Source organism: [Zimmermannella] alba NBRC 15616 (assembly GCF_001570905.1).
In the GTDB taxonomy this organism is placed as follows: domain Bacteria; phylum Actinomycetota; class Actinomycetes; order Actinomycetales; family Microbacteriaceae; genus Pseudoclavibacter; species Pseudoclavibacter albus.
Genome location: NZ_BCSO01000003.1, coordinates 34,011 through 53,674 on the forward strand (window position 1 = coordinate 34,011; position 19,664 = coordinate 53,674).

Annotated in this window: 17 protein-coding genes; 4 read left to right on the forward strand and 13 right to left on the reverse strand. The window is 61.8% G+C overall.

Annotation, left to right across the window (positions count from 1 at the left end; all coding sequences use genetic code 11):
* Positions 1-59: 59 nt before the first annotated feature.
* The 3 genes from ZAL01S_RS03775 to ZAL01S_RS03785 all read right to left on the reverse strand — a co-directional run bounded on the left by ZAL01S_RS03775 (position 60) and on the right by ZAL01S_RS03785 (position 2,956).
* On the reverse strand, positions 60-1,151 hold the full coding sequence (locus ZAL01S_RS03775) for an FUSC family protein (RefSeq protein WP_159421571.1): 1,092 nt from the start codon (positions 1,149-1,151) through the stop codon (positions 60-62).
* Positions 1,152-2,030: an HpcH/HpaI aldolase/citrate lyase family protein gene (locus ZAL01S_RS03780; protein ID WP_083523041.1), complete on the reverse strand. Its 879-nt coding sequence runs from the start codon at positions 2,028-2,030 to the stop codon at positions 1,152-1,154.
* Positions 2,031-2,218: 188 nt separating this feature from the next.
* Positions 2,219-2,956 (reverse strand): hypothetical protein, encoded by a 738-nt coding sequence (locus ZAL01S_RS03785; RefSeq protein ID WP_159421572.1) that lies wholly within the window; start codon positions 2,954-2,956, stop codon positions 2,219-2,221.
* Between the two features lie 193 nt (positions 2,957-3,149).
* On the opposite strand from ZAL01S_RS03785, the gene ZAL01S_RS03790 reads away from it, so the two are divergent.
* On the forward strand, positions 3,150-3,779 hold the full coding sequence (locus tag ZAL01S_RS03790) for a hypothetical protein (protein ID WP_066079990.1): 630 nt from the start codon (positions 3,150-3,152) through the stop codon (positions 3,777-3,779).
* Between the two features lie 153 nt (positions 3,780-3,932).
* On the opposite strand, the gene serA is transcribed toward ZAL01S_RS03790, so the two are convergent.
* Entirely contained in the window at positions 3,933-5,195 is a 1,263-nt protein-coding gene (gene serA, locus ZAL01S_RS03795; RefSeq protein ID WP_066079993.1) for a phosphoglycerate dehydrogenase, read from the reverse strand.
* A gap of 175 nt (positions 5,196-5,370) precedes the next feature.
* On the reverse strand, positions 5,371-6,819 hold the full coding sequence (locus ZAL01S_RS03800) for a M23 family metallopeptidase (RefSeq protein WP_066079996.1): 1,449 nt from the start codon (positions 6,817-6,819) through the stop codon (positions 5,371-5,373).
* A gap of 181 nt (positions 6,820-7,000) precedes the next feature.
* Between ZAL01S_RS03800 and ZAL01S_RS03805 the strand changes: the two genes are divergently transcribed.
* Positions 7,001-7,501, forward strand: coding sequence for an ankyrin repeat domain-containing protein (locus ZAL01S_RS03805; RefSeq protein ID WP_083523042.1), 501 nt, complete (start codon positions 7,001-7,003; stop codon positions 7,499-7,501).
* A 374-nt stretch (positions 7,502-7,875) separates the two neighbouring features.
* On the opposite strand, the gene ZAL01S_RS03810 is transcribed toward ZAL01S_RS03805, so the two are convergent.
* The 6 genes from ZAL01S_RS03810 to ZAL01S_RS03835 all read right to left on the reverse strand — a co-directional run bounded on the left by ZAL01S_RS03810 (position 7,876) and on the right by ZAL01S_RS03835 (position 12,618).
* Positions 7,876-8,487: a hypothetical protein gene (locus ZAL01S_RS03810; RefSeq protein WP_066079998.1), complete on the reverse strand. Its 612-nt coding sequence runs from the start codon at positions 8,485-8,487 to the stop codon at positions 7,876-7,878.
* Positions 8,488-8,546: 59 nt separating this feature from the next.
* A complete protein-coding gene (locus tag ZAL01S_RS03815; protein ID WP_066080000.1) occupies positions 8,547-9,302 on the reverse strand; it encodes a hypothetical protein in 756 nt (251 codons plus the stop codon).
* A gap of 74 nt (positions 9,303-9,376) precedes the next feature.
* Positions 9,377-9,916 carry a hypothetical protein gene (locus ZAL01S_RS03820; RefSeq protein WP_159421573.1) on the reverse strand — a complete coding sequence of 180 codons (540 nt, stop codon included), beginning with the start codon at positions 9,914-9,916 and terminating at the stop codon, positions 9,377-9,379.
* Positions 9,917-10,083: 167 nt separating this feature from the next.
* The gene (locus tag ZAL01S_RS03825; RefSeq protein WP_159421574.1) at positions 10,084-10,698 is read right to left on the reverse strand and encodes a hypothetical protein; all 615 of its coding nucleotides are present in this window, start codon (positions 10,696-10,698) and stop codon (positions 10,084-10,086) included.
* A gap of 104 nt (positions 10,699-10,802) precedes the next feature.
* Entirely contained in the window at positions 10,803-11,510 is a 708-nt protein-coding gene (locus ZAL01S_RS03830; protein ID WP_066080009.1) for an alpha/beta fold hydrolase, read from the reverse strand.
* A 37-nt stretch (positions 11,511-11,547) separates the two neighbouring features.
* Positions 11,548-12,618: a GIY-YIG nuclease family protein gene (locus ZAL01S_RS03835; RefSeq protein WP_159421575.1), complete on the reverse strand. Its 1,071-nt coding sequence runs from the start codon at positions 12,616-12,618 to the stop codon at positions 11,548-11,550.
* 331 nt (positions 12,619-12,949) lie between these two features.
* Here ZAL01S_RS03835 and ZAL01S_RS03840 point away from each other — a divergent pair, with 331 nt between their 5' ends.
* The gene (locus tag ZAL01S_RS03840) at positions 12,950-13,441 is read left to right on the forward strand and encodes a hypothetical protein (protein WP_066080015.1); all 492 of its coding nucleotides are present in this window, start codon (positions 12,950-12,952) and stop codon (positions 13,439-13,441) included.
* A 196-nt stretch (positions 13,442-13,637) separates the two neighbouring features.
* A complete protein-coding gene (locus tag ZAL01S_RS03845) occupies positions 13,638-14,579 on the forward strand; it encodes a hypothetical protein (protein ID WP_217995463.1) in 942 nt (313 codons plus the stop codon).
* Positions 14,580-14,779: 200 nt separating this feature from the next.
* Here ZAL01S_RS03845 and ZAL01S_RS03850 read toward each other — a convergent pair whose 3' ends face one another.
* A complete protein-coding gene (locus ZAL01S_RS03850) occupies positions 14,780-17,767 on the reverse strand; it encodes a restriction endonuclease (RefSeq protein WP_066080021.1) in 2,988 nt (995 codons plus the stop codon).
* Positions 17,764-19,641 (reverse strand): site-specific DNA-methyltransferase, encoded by a 1,878-nt coding sequence (locus ZAL01S_RS03855; RefSeq protein WP_244875321.1) that lies wholly within the window; start codon positions 19,639-19,641, stop codon positions 17,764-17,766. Before ZAL01S_RS03855 ends, ZAL01S_RS03850 begins: the two co-directional genes overlap by 4 nt.
* Positions 19,642-19,664 lie beyond the last annotated feature (23 nt).

Below are 19,664 nucleotides of genomic sequence, written 5' to 3' on the forward strand. Positions count from 1 at the left end.
GAGGTGGTCGAGTGCCGGGCGCAGCCCGGTGTATCGAGACCACCGGCGGAGGCTCGACGCTACGCCGGCAGTTCGTAGCCGCGGCGCTCGAAGTACTTCCGCGCGAGCACAACAATCACGAAGCACACGAGCCCGCCGAGGATCGTCTCGCGCGCTCGGTCGACGAAGAGCGCCTCCCACTCCTGCGTGAGTCCGAGGTTCGTCGCGCCAAGCGCGAGCGGCGTAATGAACGCGAGCGCGAGCCCGTAGTGCTGCGCCACGACGAGCTCGGTGACAAAACTGCACGCCGCGATGACGCAGATGAGATACACCTGGTTCGACTGCCCACCGAGGAGCGCCGCAGCCACCCCCACGCCGACGAGCGTCCCAACGATGCGGTGTCCGATCCGGTCGAAGCTCACGAGCGCCGCTGGCCCCGAGAAGATCGCGACGACGGTCACCGCCGACCAGTACTGGTGCGCGGCAACGCCGGTCACGCTGGCAACCCCCATCGAGGCGAGTGCGGCGAGCGTCGAGATGACGATGAGCGCAACGTTCGCGCGGCTCCACGCAGCCCCAATCCGCCGCGCAGGCGTGCGGTTCAAGGGCCGAAGCCGATCCCGGACCGAGGGGATGAGCCGCAGCAGGAATCCGCTCATCCCGACGACCCACGCAAAGCCAACCGAGAGCGACGACACGAGCACCACTTCGGCGAGCGTCGCCTCCCCGAGCGGCTTCATCGAGCATCCGAGGAACGCGAACACGAAGAAAATCGCGCCTCGCGGAATCCACTGCAGGATCGAGGTGAGCAGGACGCCCGCCGCGATCACCGCGAGCAGCCCGAGCGTGACGATCCAGTACGGTTCCCCGATGCTCTGCACCCACGCGCCCGCAACCACGCAGCTGAACAGGCTCAGCGCGGCGACGAGGAGCGTGAGCCAACGACGTCCGTATGGTTCGCCGCGCCCGTACAGCCCGGTGAAGGCCGAGAAGGATGCGTAAATGCCGAGGTCGAGCCGCCCCATCGAGGCGAGCACGATGAGCGGGGCGACGGTCGACACCAGCGCGCGGACGCCGGATTCCCAGTCGAGGCGCGAGCGGTCGAGCTTCGGGATCATCATGGCGTCAAGGGCTCGATCGGCACTTCCGCGCGCAGCTTGCCCTGCCGCCAACTAGGCCACCTCGATACCGAAGGCTTTCGCGAGGCCGAGGATCTTCTTGGCGCGGCCAAGGCGCGGCATGTCGGAGCCGTCGCGCACGACGCCGCCGTCGGCTTCGAAGTCCTCGATGAAGTCGCGTGCCCAGAGGATATCGGAGTTCTGCGGGCAGATGACTTCGTTCACGACGGCGGCCTGTTCGCGGCGGAGGCAGAGCTTGCCGGTCATGCCGTGTTCGAGCGTCCATTCGGCCTGTTCGCGGAGGACGCGGAGCGAGTCGTCGGTGGTCGGGCCGTCGATGGGACCCGGGAGGCCGGCTGCGATGGAGGCGACGGTGAGGCGCGAGCGCGCGTAGGCCATCGCTTCGCGGCTTGCCCACATGCCGGTGTCGCGGCGGAAGTCGCCGGAGCCGAAGGCGAGGCGGAAGGCGCCGACGGCGCGGCCAATGTTCGTCGCGTCTTCGAGGCCGAGGGCGGACTCGATGAGCGGGACAACGCAAGTCGTGCCGCCGAGGCGGTGGAAGGTTTCGGTGACCTGCTCGGGTGCTTCGGCCTTTGCAAGCACGACGCCCTCGAGGGTGTCGATGCCGCGCAGCTGCTCGATGTCGTCCTCCCAGAAGTCGCTCGTCACGTCGTTGATGCGCACCCAGCCGCGGTTGCCCTGCTGGAGCCACGCGATGACGTCGGCGCGCGCTTCGTCTTTCTTGCGAGGGTCGACCGCGTCTTCGGCGTCGAGGATGACGACGTCGGCGCGGGAGTCGCGAGCACGGTCGAAGAGTTCAGGCTTGGATGCGGGGACGAGCAGCCACGAGCGGGCGTGCTCGGCGGGAACCTTGTGGCCCGGGGCAGACTTCGGGTGGGGGCTGTTCGGAGCAGTCAGGGCAGTTCCTTCCATCGGTCGCGCGGGCGGCGATGGAGGGGCAGGGTGGCCGTGGTTGCAGGGCGGCCGCGCCGCCTTGCGCGAGTCTGCAGTCTATCGAAGCCTGTGTTTGCGCTTCTGGGAGGAGCTTGCCGGGGATGCAGTTCGGGCATCCGTCCCGTCGTTGGGGGGGGACGCATGCCCGGCGCGGATGTGCAGCGCTGCTAGGACACGAGCGACATCAGTGCGCCGAACACGATTGAGAGGAGCTGGATGCCAGCGGCTCCGAGGCCAAGGCCGACCCAGAGCGCACCCTGAGTCGTATTGCTCTTCTGGAGGTTCATCAGGCCGGCGATCGCAAGTCCGAGTGCGGTGAGCATAGCCATGCCCTCGACAGCGATGAGGACGCTGTACCTTAGGGGCCCGACGTCGGCGAGGGAGAGCGCGAAGTGGCCCACCATGCCGAAGAGGCTGGTGACCACAGTGAGCACCAGGGAGATGAGGCCCAAGCGCGTGGCGACCGCGCCGGGCTGAGCGTTCTGGCCGGGCTGGTAGTTCTGCTGGCCCTGCTGCGGGACGCCGCCCTGAGCATAGGACTGCTGCGGGAAGCCAGGCTGCGTCTGCTGACCGAATGCCGGGGCGGCGGGAGCCTGGCCGGGTGCCGGGGCGGCGGGCTGCTGGCCGAAGTTCGGGGCCTGAGCCTGCGGCTGCTGCGGCGCATACTGCGACGGTGCCGCCTGGGATGCGGGCTGCGGCGCATCCGGGTTCCCCCATCCGCTCCCCTGCTCAGCAGATGCGCTCTGCGACACCGCATCGTGGGTGCGCGGCGCGTTCGCTGCACCAGGCTGCACCTGCTCTGCCTCAGGCTGGGACTCATTCGTGTGCTGGGCCTGGAATCGCTCGGCGAGCGAGTCCTGTCCGTGCGGGCGGGATGCGGGCTGCTGGAAGCGGTCAGTCGACATGCCCAGCACGGTACCTGACACCGGTAAGCGACACATGCGCGCGAGCCGATCCTCCATCCCCATCGATCCCTGTTCACCCTCGAGATGACAGCGGGGATGCGGATGTCAGACCGCAGTCGGAATCCTGACCTCGCGGGCGCCGCGAGACGCCGGGAGTTGGCAGAATGGGAGGTGACGCCGTGAAGGAGAGAGCATGCGCATCGCGAATCGAAGAACCCTGACGCTCGCGAGCGCGCTCGCCCTCATGATTGGCCTCACAGGCTGTGTGTCGAAGACGGCCCCCGGCACCGAGACTGCCGAATACGAGCTCCTTGTCGACGAGGGCATCGAGTGGTCGCTCACGAGCATTGACGACCCGACGCAGTGCGTTCAGCTCGCAACCATGGTCGGTGATTCGCCTCGGATGACGGACGTCGTCGACATCCTCTCCTACGACGACGTCCTTCGCCCCGAGCAGTACGGCTACCAGCAGATGGCCTCGAAGAACGCCTGCACCTGGGTGACCTCGGGCGACCGCGTGCGCACGGTCTACATCAGCACGTTCGCGCCGGGCGAGTACCCGGTTGAGTCGTCGTTCACGGAGCTCACCGTGAGCGAGAACCCGCAAGAGGCTCGCCCCTACAAGCTGCAGCCGGACGGTGCTGGCATCTTTGCGTCTGCTTCGGCCGAGCTTGAGATTAAGGCTGTCGGTATCACCCACTACGCCGAGGGCAACCAACTGCTCACGGTCATCGACGAGTCGCCGTCGGAGGCTCCGGAGGCGCTGCAGCACTCCTCGCTTAGTGTGGCGCAGGCGCTCGCCGCGCAGCTGCGCGCGATCTAGCGCGAGAGGCTTCGCATCCGCACACCTCCCATCACCGCGGGATGCTGTCAGCCGCGCCCGGCGTGCCGAGCACTCGACCGCCGCATCCTGGCCCAACAACGCACTGAGCGCTGAGGCAGCCCATGCCGCCCCAGCGCTCAGTTCATGCAGTGTCTAGTCCTGCGCGTGGCCTTCGCCGGTGTCGACCGCGTCGAGATTGTGCTCGTTGTGGCCGGATGCGTCGCCCTTAATCGTGGCGAGGCGCATCGTTTCGGGCATGGCGAGGATGGCGTCGATGACCTCCTGCGTGAGGTCGCTCGCATCTGTCACCGCGTAGCCGACCTCGCCGCGGGTGGCGAGCTGCTGGCGGTCGATGTTCACGCCGTGGTCACCGAGCACACCGTTCACGCGGGCGAGCACGCCGGGGACGTTCTTGTGAAGGTGGAGCAGGCGTGTCCCGCGGATGTCCTTCTCAAGCTGCACGGTGGGGAGGTTCACCGAGAGAGTGGTCGAGCCGGTGCCCGTGTAGTCGAGGAACTTGCTGGCGACGAAGCGGCCGATGTCAACCTGGGCTTCCATGGTAGAGCCGCCGATGTGCGGGGTGAGGATGACGTTCGAGAGGCCCTGCAGCGGGGTCTGGAAGGCGTCGCCGCGGCGCTTGGGCTCTTCCGGGAAAACGTCAACGGCGGCACCGGCGAGGTGGCCGGAGGCGAGGGCGTCGTGGAGGGCGTCGATGTCGACGAGGTGGCCGCGCGCGAGGTTGAGGAACATCGAGCGGGGGCGCATCTTGGCGAACTGTTCGGCGCCGAAGAAGTTGCGGTTCGAGGCGCGGCCGTCGACGTGGATGGTGACGGTTTCGACGGTGTCGAGGAGCTCGTCGAGCGAGCGGCAGCGCTGGGCGTTGCCGAGGGCGAGCTTGTCTTCGATGTCGTAGTAGTAGACCTGCATGCCGAGCTGTTCGGCGAGGACCGACAGCTGCGAGCCGATGTTGCCGTAGCCGACGATGCCGAGGGTACGGCCGCGGACCTCGTGGGATCCTTCGGCGGACTTGTCCCAGATACCTTCGTGCATCTTCTGGTTGCGGTCGGAGAGGCGGCGAGCCATCGAGATGATGCAGCCGACGGCGAGTTCGACGACCGAGCGCGTGTTCGAGTAGGGGGCGTTGAAGACGGCCGTGGCGGTGTCGTTCGCGGCTTCGAGGTCGATCTGGTTGGTGCCGATGCAGAATGCACCGACGGCCATGAGGCTCTTGTGGGCTTCAAGAACCTTGCGGGTGACCTTCGTCTTCGAGCGGATGCCGAGGAGGTCGACGCCTTCAAGGGCTTCGATGAGTTCGGCCTCGTCGAGGGCTCCCGTGCGCGTCTCCACCTCGATCCCGCGCGATTCGAGGGCCTGGACTGCGTCGTGGTGAATGTTCTCGAGGAGGAGCGCCTTCATGCCGACAGGCTACTCGCCGCGGCTGCGCAGCGGCTTAGTCTCGCGCACAGCCTGCTTGAGCGCCCGCCGCGGCTGGAGTGGTTGAGGTGGTCGAGTGCGCAACCTGAGGTGATCGAGTGCGGGCCAAAGGCCCGCGTGTCGAGACCACCGGCGCACCACCGCCCCCGCAGCGCCCCTAGCTCGCGACCCCGAGCCCGATCAGCCAAGCGTGCGGGTCGACGTGCTGCCCGTTCTGCTCCACTTCGAGGTGGAGGTGGCATCCGGTCGAGTACCCCGTGCTGCCGGCGAGCGCCACCGGCTGCCCGGCGGTCACGGTCTGCCCGGTCGCAACACCGAGGCCGCCATCGAGGATGTGCCCGTAGAGGATCTTCGTGCCGTCTTCGAGCTTGATCTGGACGACATTGCCGAGGCCACCCATCGGGCCCGCGTATTCGACCGTTCCACCCTTGATGGCGTAGAGCGGTGCACCGCAGGTGCCGCCGTTCGAGACGACGTAGTCACTGCCCCAGTGCATGCCGATGGTCTTCAGCACCGGGTGCACGCGCATCCCGTAGCCGTCGGTCATGGTTGCGTCGAAGAGCGGGGCGTAGGCGCCGGAACTGGATACGGTGAGCGAGCCGACGTCGATGCCGGCATCCGCGAGCGCTGCCATCCCTTGCTCGTAGGCGGCCTGCTGCGCGGCGAGGACGTTGTTGAGGTCGTCCTGCGAGGGAGCTTCGCCGCCGAGGACACCGAGCATGGCCTCGAGCTGCTTCTTCGCTTCGACCGCGGCGGCCTGCTGCGCCTGTGCCTGCACCTGGGCGGCGACGGCGGCGTCGCGCTGGGTTTCGGCTTCCTTCTCGAGCTCTTCGGCTTCGACGAGCTTCACTTCGGCGTCCTTGCGGAGCGCCGCGAGCGTCACCTGGTCTGCTTCGGCCTGCGCGAGCATTGCCGACTCGTTGTCGGAGAAGCGGTTCACGGTGGTGAGCTGGTAGAGGAAGTCTTCGCCCGGGTCGGAGTTGAAGAAGGTGATGACTTCGGGCTCGAAGCCTGCAGTGTGGTTACGCAGGTGGACGGCCATGGTGCCGAGCGAGGCTGCGGATGCCTCGGCCTGTTCCTCAGCATCCTTGATCTGCTCGTCGAGGGCTGCGACTTCGCCGCGGCGCTCTTCGGCGGCCGTGCGGGCCTTCTCGTATTCGGCGCCGGCGGTTTCGGTGGCAGCGATGGCGGAGGCGACGGAGGATTCGAGGCCTGCGATCTGCGACTCGATCGAGGCGATGAGCTCTTGCGCAGCGGCCGTGTTGCCGGATTCGGCGGCCTTGTTGACTTCATCCCAGGTGGGGGTCTTGTCCTTGGGCTTTTCTTCGGGCTTCGGCTCGGCAGGCTTGGATTCTTCGGGCTTGCCGGGGGCCGGGTTGTTGGGTTTTGCGGGCTCGTTCGACGGCGGTGTCGTGGCGCTCGGTTCGGTGTTCGGCTCGCCGGTGGGGGTCGGGGTGGGGGTGCTGTTGCCGCCCGAGAAGTCGGCCGCGGTGGCGCTGGGCACGACGCATGGCGTCACGACGGCGATGAGCGCGAGGCCGAGCGCTGCGGTGAACATGCGGGCTCGCTGAAGGGTGCCGCGCTTGATTGCGGACGAAGTCGTCACTCGGGATCCCCCTGGTTCCGGTATGCAGATCGCTGCAGCGCGGACGACATCGGGCGGTCGTCACGGTTCCCCCATCGCGACCGCAGCTATGCGATTGTGCCTCCTTGACGTCAACGCGGGGTGAACACGAGGTGATCGTTCGCGAAGGTTTTCCAGGGGGCTGCTTGGCAGGATGTGGGGCATGACGAGCTTTGACGCTGCAGCATTCGAGCCTATGACCGAGCCTGCCGCGAGTGCCGCTTCGGCGGGGCCGGACGGGGGTTCGACCCTAGAGGAGAAGGCCTGTCAGTTTGCGAAGGCTGCGCCGTCGGAGGAGGCGATTGCGCTCGCGAATTCGTTGTTTGCGATGGCGCGCGAGGGTGAGACGGAGCGTCTTGCCGCCTACATTGACGCGGGTGCGCCGGTGAACATGCAGAACGCGAAGGGCGACACGATGCTGAACCTGGCTGCGTATTCGTCGCATCCGGAGACGGTTCGGATGCTCTTGGGGCGCGGCGCGGATCCGGAGATCGCGAACGATCGCGGGCAGCGGGCGTTGAGCTGCGCGGTGTTCAAGCAGGATGTGGAGTCGACGCAGCTCTTGCTTGAGGCGGGTGCGGATGCGGATGCTGGGACGCCGAGCGCCCGCGCGACCGTGCAGATGTTCGGCGGCTCCCCCGAGCTCGCCGCGCTGCTCGCCTAGCCCCGCAGCCTGAGCTGATCGAGATCACCCGCCCCGAAAACCGTGTCGCGCTTCTGCCACCGATTCGGACATTTGCCAGCGTTTTTCCGGTGGCAAATGTCCGTTTCGGTGGCAAACGCATGTGAGAGGGTCTTGTCCACCGGTGCTCTCGATACACGGCCTTCGGCCGCACCGCGGGATCGAGTAGGCCGCAGGCCGTATCGAGATCTCGAGCGCCTCCCCCTTCGAGCTGATCGAGTAGCCGCGCAGCGGCGTATCGAGATCACGCCACCGGAAACCGTGTCTGTTTTTCGCTATATAGCTCGTATCCCTCCCGGTGAGCGAGATAACAGCTATAGAGCGAAAACCGGACAGACTGCGGGCACCTCAGCGGTCTAGCAGAGGCACTCTCCTGTCGCGGATTTTGCGGTGAAGCAGTCGGTGCAGATGGTGAGCGGTTCGTCGCCGGGCGCGAGGGTGGCGGGGTTGCGCGGCTTTGCTTCGCGGGGCTTGGTGGCCTTGGGTGTCTTGGCGGGCTTGGAGGCTGCGCGGGCTTCAGCGCGGGCGCGGCGTGCTTCGCGCTGGCGTTCGGCTTTTTCGGCTTCGGCGGCGGCGCGTTCTTCGGCGGCGGCGCGGCGTGCGAGTTCTTCGGCGGTGGGGGCGGGCTGGACGGGGTGGTCGACGCACCAGATGACGGGGCGTTCGGGGTTGGTCCAGGCGCGGGGTGAGATGGCGCCGGGGGTGTCGCCGGGGTCGGTGAAGCTGTGGGCTTCGGTCTCGGTGAGGCCGGTGGTGTTGCCGCGGAAGAAGCGGACGTCCATGCCCTTGGTGGGTCGGCTGGCGCGGACGCAGCCGCCGAGAGTGCGGAATCCGCTGAGATCGAGTTTGTGGACGATGCGGTCGATGAGTGGCCAGTTGCCGACAGGTACGCCGATGCGCTGCAGGAGGGTGTGGAGTTCGTCGAGTTGTGGGTCGAGTGGTTCCTGCTCGGCAGCGGGTTCGGTCACCGTGGTCCTCTCGGGTTTGGGGAGGCCTCCACTGTAGTCCTGTGCTGGGCCGTGTCGGGTTAGCAGCCGGGGTCGTGTGGGGCGTCGATGCAGTTGTTGGCGACGAGGGCTGCGTCGGATCGGACGACGAGGATGGCTGATGAGGTTGCGGGGCCGGTGACGAGTCCGGTGACGGGGATGGTTTTGCCGTTGGCGGAGACGGTTGCGCTGTATTTGATGCGGACGGAGAGGGTGATGGTGCCGCGTTCGCTGTAGCTGTGGCTGGTGGCGGTTTCGCTCCAGTTGGGTTGGCCGAGGTTTGCCCACGAGTCGCCGGGGACTTCGGTGGTGGTGACGGTGCCGTCGCCCCAGGTCCATTCGTAGCTTTCGGGTGTGAAGGTGACGGTGACCGGGATGGAGTTGATGGTGCTCGTCGCCGTGTGGTTCGTGGCGGTGACGTAGGCGTTCATGGGGGTGTTCATGATCGCCCAGCCGTTCGGCTCGGTGGTGAGGCTGCCCGGCTTCGGGGCGACGTTGGCGACGTCGGAGCTTTGGATGACGGTGGGGAGGGTTGCCGGCGCGGGTGCCGCGGGTGTGGTGCCGCGCGGCGCACGCATCCTCGCGTAGATCGGTTTCCCGGTAATCGGGTCGTAGCGCCAGACGGCGGGAAGCTCGACGGTGCCCGGCGCGTCACCGGACCAGCCGGAGTCACCAGCGTCTCCGGATCCCGATGCTGGTGCGTCGGAGCCCCCGACGACCTGCTCGGTCGTCACGCCGACGTCGACGCCTGAGCCGCCGTTACCGACGGAGATGTCGGTGCATGATCCCGGGTTCAAAACCGAGCATGAAAGGCCAGATGCTGCAGCAGATGGCAGAGGCGCCAGCACAGCAGCAGTGAGCAGAGAAAGGACTAGCAGTCCTTGTCGCGCGACCACAGTTGCACCTCACTCACTTTGAGCGACTCGTTGTCCTCGCCGCGGACAGTCCCGATCATGTAGTCGCGCTTATCTCCACCAGAAGCATCAGTTGGTTTGCCCTGCGAATCGATTTTCTGAAAGTTGGAACTGTCAAGGCAGAAGTAGAACTGAACCTCTACACCTGCCTCATCCACTTTGCGGTAGACCAACTCTTCTGGTTCAACCGACAGGCTTCCCTTGAGTTGAATCTTCTCCTCACGCAGCTTGGTAACCGAATCGGTCATCGTCTGCAGGTAAACATCGGAAGCAACTTGCTCCAAGTCGCTGACTGGAACGCTTGGATCTTGAACAATCTCGGCTGACTTTTCGTTTAGACGCTCCACCGCCGCAACCCCCGCTGCCAGCGCTTCCTCGTCCGAGGCGAAGGTCGCGGCAGGCGTCGGCATCGAGGTGGTCGTGTCGACAGGCGCCGATGTTGGCGCTGGCTGCTCCCCCGAACAGCCGCTCACGGTAACGATCGCAGCGGTGGCCATCGCTCCTGCGAGCAGGCGCGCCAACATCGGTCGTCCCATCGAGATCCCCCTAGATCATGGAGCGCCCCCTGCGCTCACGGACTGCAAGATATCGCATTCGGTCGACATGTCTCGAAAGTTATCCACAGGCCCAATTTCAGGGGTTCATACATCCCGGCCGATACGTACTAGCAAGGGAACTCTGGGCCGAATCCGCTCATGGATTCAACCTTGAGCGAGTCGACCGTTTCGCCCTGCACGACGGCTTCCATGAGCTTTCGGTGCACGGACGGATCGGGCTCGACACGCTCACCGTCCGGATAAACGGCGGCAGTCAAACTCCGGTCAACGCAGAGGTACGCCTTGAGCCGAACGCCGCTCGAATCCTGCTCGCTCTTCAACAGCTCGACGCCTTCGAATGACACTGCGCCGTCATAGCGGACATTCTGCGAGCGATATTGCTCAATCGTGGCGGTGGCTACTTCCAGATAACTGCCGCTGGCAACTTCGGCCATCTCGTCAGTGCTGAAATCCGGATTGTTGATGAGTTCAGCCGACTTCTCAGCCCCGCGCGTGGCTGCTTCAATCACCGCATTCAGTGCTTCTTCGTCCGACTTGAAGGCGCCCGAAGGCGTTGGCGCCGCTGTTGGCCGTGGTGTCGGCGAGTACGAGGCCAGCCCGTCGGCAGTTCCATCAGCGAGTCCTTCAACGAAGGCAATCGGTGCGAGGCAGCCGGTGAGGCTGAGGAGCCCAACCAAGCTGGCCCCTACCCCGAGCACGCGTGCGGTCGTTCGTCGTGACATGTGATCCCCCTAGATCGTGGAGCGCCCCCTGCGCTCACTGCGTCGCACGGTATCCGCCACCACCGACATTCGAGAGAAGTTATCCACAGGCCACGTGGAACCGCCTATTCGTCGACTGCGACCTCGTTGAGGAGGGCTGCGAGTTCGGCGGGCTTGGACCACATGGGCCAGTGGCCGGTGGGCAGGTCTATGTAGTGCACTGACTCGTAGTCGTTGAGGGCGGCGAGGTAGGGGATGCCCTGGTCGGCGAAGTCCTGGAACTGTTCGGCGGTGTAGCAGGAGCAGATCACGGTGACGGGCACGTTGTGGCGGGCGTCGTTCGTGAGGGTCACAGCTTCGGTGACGAGGCTCTTCGGCTGCACGGTGGCCCGCTGCTTGAAGCGTTCGAGCTGCTCGTCGGTGAGGTCACGGAATGCGTACTGCTCTTGCTCGTTCGCGAGCATCTCGTCGAGGGTTGCGTCGCTCGTGGCGTCGGCGTTGAAGGCGAGGCCGTCGACAGGCGGGGCGGTGTCGACGAACACGATGTGGTCGACGAGCTCGGGACGCTTGTCGAGGAGCATCGTGCCGGGGCTCGCGGACCCCGAGTGGACGACGAGGATGCGGCGGTCGGCCGGCTCTGCCTCGAGTGCACGCTCGATCGCGGCAACCTGGTCGGCGAGGCTCACCTGGGCGGGTGCTTCGCCGCGCTTGCCGTCCTGACCGGGGAGGTCGACGGCGACCGCGTCGATGTCACCGTTCAGTGCGGGGATCACCTCATTCCACGCCCAAGCGCCAAGCCAGAAACCGGGGACGAGAACCATGCGGGTTGTCATGCGTGTGACGGTAGTCGTCTGCCTTGTGAGCAAGGCGCTACTCATCGCCTGAAACCGCCTTGGCGATTGACCGATAGACCCGGTTTGCAAGCTGCTTGGAATGCCAGCGACGCCACACAGATGCGTCACCCATTCTCATGATGTCGAGCACGAAAAGCCGAAGCCGGTCAAGTAATTCAAGCTCCCACATGACCTGGCCAACCGATCCTGTCGGCACGATGAGCTGGTCAACCGCAGTCAACCGATACTTGCCCGATTGCAAAGCAAGAACGGCCGAAATCGAGTTACTATCCAGCCCAAACTCATCGCCAGGCTCATATCCGTCGGGTTCGAGGCCAAGGATTTCGGCGCCGAATCCCGGCGGCAAGTTGAGCACTGCTGGCCACTCGATGTCGGTAACTGTGCCGTCTTCCCACTCCCACACAATGGGCCGCCGAGGATGAAACAAGAACTCGACTCGGCCAACGTTAAGCGTCGCAAATCGGCCACCTGATGTGCCCGGGAGATCACTCATTGTCCAGTACTCGCCCTCGAGTTCAACGAGATTCGGGATGCAGTTGGCTGCGGCGCTTGCGAGGTCTGCAATCACGGCGTCGCCCAAGGTGCAACCAGTTTCAAGTCGCTGCTGCGTTTTTGCGTGTTGCAACAGTTTCGGCGGTCCGGGACGTCGCCGCGATGCCTCGACGATCGAGTTGACGTCGAAGCTCCCGTGCCCGGTCGCCCAGTGCTGTTGCTCGATGACCGGGATGACCTGGTCAAGGTTGCTCGGCCCAACGAACCCGAAGTTGAAAGTCTTGTTTCGGAGCTTGTGTCCGGTTTCCCGCTCTCGTCTGATGAGATAGCGCTCCATCTCGTCGAGCGACTGTCGCGGGCACTCAACAATGTTGACCGCGACAATATCCGTCCACGCCTCGTGGTGCTTGCTTCCGTGGATGTGGGTTCCGAGGCGCTGCGTGAAATTCACCGTTTGGCCGACGTACCGCTCACCGTTCGCAAACTCGAGGCAATAGATGCCCGGGCCCCGGTCGCGCATGATCGGGGCCAGCACTGAGCGATCGGGCACTTCGAAGCGCTCGTAGGTGACGGTTCGAAAGACTGAATCGGTCATGTCCACATCATCATCGACACCACCGACAGTCCGAAAACTTCCCAGGACTCTCGAGCCTCAGACGCTCAGCCCCGACTCCACCGCACTCAGCCCAAAGAACTGGTAGAAGGATGCCATGAGCTTCGCGGCCCCGCGCGATGGGCCGCGTCTACTGTGCGTCACTTCGCTTCGATTACTGCAGTGGCGCAGCTCAGCCCAACCTGAGCACTTCTCGACATTTTCCATCACCTCACAGAAACTTTCCAGACACAAGACACTCATAGCGAGCGCAATTAGCACTCCCCCCACTAGACTGCCAACGACAGCTAGATCGACTCGGATTGGAATTGACGTGGCATTCAAGGTGTTCGAAAAGGGGAGCGCACCCACTCCCTCAGTACCGGCAGTTACCATTCAGAAACGCGGACTGTTCAGCCTCAACGATGCCGCATACAAGCTCCTCGGCGAGCCAGAGTTCATTACGTTTCTCTACGACGCAGACGAGCGATTGATCGCACTTCGCGCCACCGACTCCAGCGACTTGAATGGCTACCCCGCTCGGCGCCAATCACCTGCCAACAAGTCCAAGAAGTCATCGGGGCCCATTTTGATTGCCGGTTCGATGTTCACGCGCTTCATCGGAATGGACACTTCGGAAGCACGCCGGTGGACTCCTGAACTTCGCGATGGCATGCTCGTCATCGACCGGAAGATCGAGGGTACGGCGGTGATCTCAAACCGCAATCGTGCCAGGCAATTCCCCACAGCCACCCCAGATCAGCTCGAGAAGCAGATTCAGGTCAAGAACGAACACCCTCATGGGCATGCCAACGATGCCCAGTAGACGCCGGAGACATCCCCAATTGCCGGGGTCTCTTGCGAACAGCGCCAGCCACGAAAAGGCCCCTCCCAGGGGGGTCCGGGAGAGGCTCAGTCGTGTCTTTGGACGGACGCACCAAGTCTATCTCACGTCTTCTGGCCCCATGGCTAGGCGGCAGTGACTGGCGCGCAACCCTATGGATGCCCTATAGGCATCAGAAATGGAGCGCGCAATGCATGTAACCGAGTACTACGGAATCACCGACGACCCTTCGCTGCCCTTCGTCGATGTCAATGTGCAACGAGACAGCGCCCTATTCGTCGACCCACGAGCCATTCGGCTTGATCGATCGAACCGGCCGTATGCCCACCTTGCTCAAGCCGACATGACGAGCTTTTTCAACACGGTTTCTAACCATGTGTTGTTTGGAGACCAGCAAAGCCAAGCCGAAGGACTTCGACTCCTCCAAGCATTCAGGGAGCCAAGGGAGACCCGTCTCGGGCTAGCCAGAGCTGGGTTTAACGGACATGGCGGCTCTGACGAGGTTGGCCATTGGATCTGGCAAGCCCTTGTTGATAATAGCGATGCGTTCCGACGAATTGCCATCTGCACTCAGCTCGAGGACATCCCACTGTTTGTCTCCGGAGTGGGCAACGACATCACCTCCGATCTTACAACGAGGATTGTCTACGAGGCACTTGCCCTGTTTACAGGAGAGATGCTCAAGCAATTCCCCGAGTTCTCAGCGGGAAATCAACAAGTCGAGCGAGTCACCGTACAAGTTTGGGACAACCAAGGAAGGGCATGGGTAGAACGCGGGATCGATCTGCCCGTGGCGTTCGGGGCACCTCTGCTCTTGGTACCCCGAAATTGGGCCCGCCCCACAATCCTCATGAACGCTCAGAGGTACTTCGACGTAACCATTTTGGGCTATTTGCAGGAACGAGAGACGACGATTGCGCTGGGGACCGACAAGATCCTTAGGCCGACAAAGGACACCCTCCGACGACGCCCCACGGTAAATTGTTCACGCGCATTCATCACTCGAACGGCTGTCCACGCAGGCGACGACGGGGTCAACCTCACTCGGCGGTTCAAGTCATTCGTGGATGCAAAGTTCACGCCCATCTCAACCGAAGTACTGAAGAGCAAGACCGAGTAGCGCACGAAGGGGAGGGGGATGGGGCTAGGAGGCCCCATCCCCCTCCCCTTGACTTACTCCGAGAGTTGCGGGCGTCGTTCCCGCTCGTACAGGCTGCAAACTATGCGCTCGCTCTCCACCCGGGCTAGCTACCCTTCGGGGCTTCCGAATTCGATCACACGACGTACCAATGTCCTAGCGAGACGACTGCGATTTCTCGTCTACAGCCCCCATCGCCCAGGCACAGCCCGCCGGTAGTCACCGACACCAATCGCCTCGAAGTGCTTCTTCGCGGCCTTGAGCTTGGCGAGCTCTGACGGCCGCAGCTTCGAGTCATCAAGCGTCGACTTCGTTTCGCGGATCATGTAGATCTTGTCTTCGCCGTCTTCTTGCTTGATGATCGCCCAGTCGGGGTTGTACGGACCAACGGGCGTGTCAATCTTGAACTTCGGCGGCAGCTTCATGAACAGCTTGATGTCCTCGCGGCTGTCTAGCAGCTCGGCAAACTCTCGTTCGACGGTCGAGTCATAGACGACGTAGTCAAAGTCGGTCTTCTGCTCGTTCTCGACCTTGTACATCTGGTCAAGGAAGCGGTCCTTCTCCGCCGCACCGTCCTGCTGCAGTTCTCGCAGCTCGTAGACGTAGCCCTTGATCTTTTCGTACTGGATCCCGTCGACAACAATCTTTGCCAGTTCTGTCTTCAAGATTCGCTTCACCATGGCGATGAAGTCGTTCGGGTTACCGATGAACTGGTGGAGCTTGTCGCATTTGAGCAAGATGTCGACAATCGTCTTCCTCGTCAGCGATGTCGCTTCCTGCAATTCCGTGATGATGTCTGGAAGTGCGTAGGTGCCTCGCAGCTCAGCCGAACGCTCCCCCAGTTCACGCCCCTTCGCACCCCCGCGCCCCATGGTCACGCCTGTCCGTGTGATCTTGATCTGCAGAGGCTCGATGGCGGGTGCTTCACGAATCGCCTTCACCGAGTTCGCAATCAGCTCGTCTCGGTCGACCCGAACACGGTAGGTCGTCTTGCTCGCAATCGTCTCCCAGAATTCCTCGAACTCGGGAGTCGAGTAAAGCTGCTTGTTCAACTTGCGTGACTGACGCTTGCTGATTGGGCGGATGTGCTTCTCGAGGCTCGCCTCGGCGATGCGTTCAATGATCGGCACCTCAAGCGCAACGAAGTCAACCGGCAGGTTGAGGGTGAAGCCCATCTCGTTCGGCCGAAACTTGTTTGTGACGGTGCCGTCCTGTTCGATGATGCCTTGTTTACGGAGGTGCTCCCAGAGTTCGAGTGACTTGCTGAAGCCGAGTGTCTCGTCGGTAGCCTGACCGTTCGAGTCGACCATTGGCAATCGTGAGAACTCACTTCTGCGAACTACACCGACCTCGACACCAGACTTCTTGTATTCGCGCTGCAGTTCGCCAGCAAACTTGGTGTAAGACTCGTTAGCGATGACGGTCAGTGTTGCGATGCTTCGGTCACTGACGCGTTCGTATCCGTTTGGTGTTTGCCTCACGGGCAGACGCAAGCCTCGACCCAGCGTCTGTCGACGTTCGGTCTCAACGCCCATTTCTCGCAGTGTGCAGATTTGGAACACATTAGGGTTGTCCCAACCTTCGCGGAGTGCCGAGTGACTGAAGATAAATCGGGTTGGCTCGGACGTGTCAAGAAGACGCGACTTGTCTCGCATGATCAGCTCGTAGGCGTCGTCGTCTGCCTTCGTTGTCCCCGACGTGTCTTTGAACTTGTCGGCCGCACCCTTCGTACCCTTCAAGACCGAGAAGTAGCCTCGCCGAAGCTCTGATGGCTCGTATGGCAAGATGTTTTCCACTCCCGTGACTCGTGCACGTTCTTCACAGAAGAGTTCGTCAAACCATTGCACGAATTGACCACTCGCGTCAGTGTTGTTTGACCCGTCCCCGAGGAAGTTGTCGACCTTGTCGATGAAGAAGAGACTGAGCACCTTGATGCCGGTACCTCGAAGGACGAGTTCTTTGCGGAGGTGTTCTCGGATCGTTTCGCGGATCATCTCTCGGTAGATCGCGTCGGTCTGCTCACCAATGGTTTCACCAAGCTGGAGCTCGCCGTGGCGCGTCAGCTCAATTGCCGGAGGGTCGAGCCGCATCTCGTTGATACGCCAGCCTTCGTATGCACTGTTATCCGTGAGCCGGGGGTCAGACAACTCCTGGTGCTGTCGTACGTTTACCGTCTTGCGCTGCAAGGTGCCGTCAGCTTTTCGAACAGACAGCTCAAGTTTCGCCACCCACTTTGGCGTGTTTTTAACTTCAACAAGCTTGATGTGGGGTGATGCGTCCGAGCCTTCTTGTCGCACGTCGGCGACGACAATTTGCTTCACGAGTCCGAGCTTGTGCGCGTCAACCGGGTCGAGCCGATACACAACGTTGCGTTGCTTCTTGTGTGTCGCACTGTAGCGAAGGGTGCAGATCGGATTCATGTCACCGATCGCCGACTGGGCGAGCTTCGTTTCCATATTCTGCGGCTCATCCATAATGACCACGGGACGTGTGGCTGCCAGATAGTCAATCGGCCGAAGACCGGTCAACTTGTCGAGAGACTGACGGATAACGCGGGTGTCGTTCCCTCGAATCGAGTCGATAGTCATGACAAGGATTTGCACGTTCGTCGAAGTCGCGAATGCCTGCACACCTTCAGCACTCTTGCCACTGTATACCGAGGCATCGAAGGTAACGCCCTGCGATCTGTACATATTCTCGAAATGACTACGCATCAGACGAATGCTCGTACTGACACCCTCACGGATCGCAACGCTCGGCACAAGAACGACGAACTTCGTGAAGTTATAGCGGGCTGCCAGCTCAAAGATCGTACGGAGGTAGACATAGGTCTTGCCAGTGCCCGTCTCCATCTCGATGTCGAAATCGAGGCTGTCACCTGCGAGCTGCGACGAAACTTCAAGACCGTTCCTATCCTGCACCCGCTGCAGGTTGGTGAGAATTAGGTTACGGTCGAGCACCAGACTGTTTCCGACAGCGCCGACCTCCTGACTGAGATCAATATCGAGCACAGCCTCGCTCATCGCCGGCAGTACTACTTTTCCTCGTAGCATCGTCAGGAGTCTTTCTACATCTTTCGGCTGACCTTCAAAGAGATCAACGACAGACCCAATTGCCTCCAGTTGATATTGTTGGCTGGGATTAAATTGGAATCCGGAGCCGCTCATCATGCCGTCCAAAGTTCGATGCCCTTGCTCCTGCAGAGCTGGAACAGGTTGGTCTTAAGTTCATCATCGCCGTGGAACGCGTCCTCGAGCACGATTATCCGTGGCGGTGCTTGATCAACAAGCGCACGCAGTTGCTCGAAGGATGGCTTAACATACTCATTTAGATAAGCCAGCACAGCAACTTCCCTGTCCGCGTGGAGCACGAGCCAAACATCCAGCCCCGCTACCTCAGTGGATGCAAGCTGGTCAGACAACGAGTATCCCTGCTTGAGCAAGATCTCTGTCATCAAGTCCGCTGGCGTGGCCTCATTCATCGCACTATCCCGAAGGCCTATGAGAACTTCCTCCAGGGACCCCTCCTCGATATCGCTCGACATGCGCCACTTGGCGAAGCAAGTGTCAGCCAACTTATACGAACGGAATCCGTCATCAAAGGAATAGCACGAGGAACCAGCCTCTGGACCCGCATCATCACCCTCAAAGCGCCGGGCAGCCAACACGATACGCTTCCGAGCAATGTCTGCAATCGTCATGTATCCCGAACTACGCCCGACGGATCCCTCAGCAGTGGGTTCTGGAATCTGCACTTGCATGAATCGACGCGCACCCAGATCATCGCGATTGGCAGCCATGACCGCATGCGCCGTGGTAGCGGAACCAGCAAAGAAATCCAGAATTACGTCATCTTTGGCAGTCATCGCAAGCACAAGTTTCTTCAGTAGAAGAACAGGCTTCGGGTATGAAAATTCAACGTCACGACCAAAAAGCTCTTCAAAGTCACGTCGACCAGCGGTCGTTCCCCCGTAATCAAGAATTGATCGCAGATAAGTTGTCCGTCGCTCATCAGTCGGAATAATAAGGCGAGGTTGCTTCTTGCCGTCCGAACCCCAATAAATCAACCCCTCCTCAATTAGGCGATTTATTTCCTCCCTCCCCCACTTCCACTGCCTCGTAAACTTCATACCACTAGGATTTTCAATTGTGAAGTAATTTTCATGGTCACACCGCTCATTACTTTGATTTACAGCAAGATTAGCAGTCTGGAGTTCGTGCTCCCTGCCCTCAAGCGCTTCACGAACCCTAAACCAAGAGACACAGTCGGTAGTCCTGTGGCAAACCACGATGTACTCATGGACACGGCGGAACGTCTTCACCGCCTTCAAGGTTCCCGAGGACCCATGAGCCTCTTTGTTCCACACCATTACTTCAACACTATCGGGACCAAAGATTTCATCACACATCTTCTTAAGATGCGAAATTTCATGATCATCAATCGAGATCACCAGGCTGCCATTGTCCGCCAGCAGATTCCGCGCCAACTTCAAACGCGGATACATCATATTCAGCCAGTTTGAGTGATACCGACCATCGGTTTCCGCATTAGTGCTGAGCTTCTTACCTTCCTCATTGACTTGCTTAGTCCACTGAAGATAGGTGTCAAGACCCTCCTTGAAGTTGTCTGGGTAAACGAAGTCCTTACCCGTGTTGTAAGGTGGATCGATGTAGATCATCTTGATCTTGTTGTGGTAGTGCTTCTGAAGAATCTTGAGCACTTCGAGGTTGTCTCCCTCGATGAACACATTTTTCGTCGTGTCCCAGTCCTTCGAGTTCTCGAAGTCTGGCTTCAAGGTCGCCGTCGTGGGTTCCTGTGCAGCACGGAGTGCGCGCTTCTTGCCTGGCCAGAAGAGCCCAAACCGTTCGGTGGAGTCGGCAGCGTCGTCTTCGAGAAGCTCCTTAATCTTCTCGACGTCCACCTTGCCGTCAGCAATCGCCTCGGGCATCAGCTTCGCGAGTTGCGCCGCGAGCTCCGTCCGAAAATTTGGCGTCGATGACGGCGTCTCGTGAATTTCGTACTCCATGTCGGTCTCCTCGTTCATGGTGCGCTCCCCGTTGTATACGT

What these genes read in the sequence shown, in the direction of transcription:
- ZAL01S_RS03845 (WP_217995463.1), top strand. Translation starts at nt 13,638, where the DNA reads ATGGAGCGCGCAATGCATGTAACCGAGTACTACGGAATCACCGACGAC.
- ZAL01S_RS03825 (WP_159421574.1), bottom strand. Translation starts at nt 10,698, where the DNA reads ATGTCACGACGAACGACCGCACGCGTGCTCGGGGTAGGGGCCAGCTTG.
- ZAL01S_RS03850 (WP_066080021.1), bottom strand. Translation starts at nt 17,767, where the DNA reads ATGATGAGCGGCTCCGGATTCCAATTTAATCCCAGCCAACAATATCAA.
- ZAL01S_RS03835 (WP_159421575.1), bottom strand. Translation starts at nt 12,618, where the DNA reads ATGACCGATTCAGTCTTTCGAACCGTCACCTACGAGCGCTTCGAAGTG.
- ZAL01S_RS03780 (WP_083523041.1), bottom strand. Translation starts at nt 2,030, where the DNA reads ATGGAAGGAACTGCCCTGACTGCTCCGAACAGCCCCCACCCGAAGTCT.
- ZAL01S_RS03790 (WP_066079990.1), top strand. Translation starts at nt 3,150, where the DNA reads ATGCGCATCGCGAATCGAAGAACCCTGACGCTCGCGAGCGCGCTCGCC.
- serA (WP_066079993.1), bottom strand. Translation starts at nt 5,195, where the DNA reads ATGAAGGCGCTCCTCCTCGAGAACATTCACCACGACGCAGTCCAGGCC.
- ZAL01S_RS03805 (WP_083523042.1), top strand. Translation starts at nt 7,001, where the DNA reads ATGACGAGCTTTGACGCTGCAGCATTCGAGCCTATGACCGAGCCTGCC.
- ZAL01S_RS03820 (WP_159421573.1), bottom strand. Translation starts at nt 9,916, where the DNA reads ATGGCCACCGCTGCGATCGTTACCGTGAGCGGCTGTTCGGGGGAGCAG.
- ZAL01S_RS03830 (WP_066080009.1), bottom strand. Translation starts at nt 11,510, where the DNA reads ATGACAACCCGCATGGTTCTCGTCCCCGGTTTCTGGCTTGGCGCTTGG.
- ZAL01S_RS03855 (WP_244875321.1), bottom strand. Translation starts at nt 19,641, where the DNA reads ATGAACGAGGAGACCGACATGGAGTACGAAATTCACGAGACGCCGTCA.
- ZAL01S_RS03785 (WP_159421572.1), bottom strand. Translation starts at nt 2,956, where the DNA reads ATGTCGACTGACCGCTTCCAGCAGCCCGCATCCCGCCCGCACGGACAG.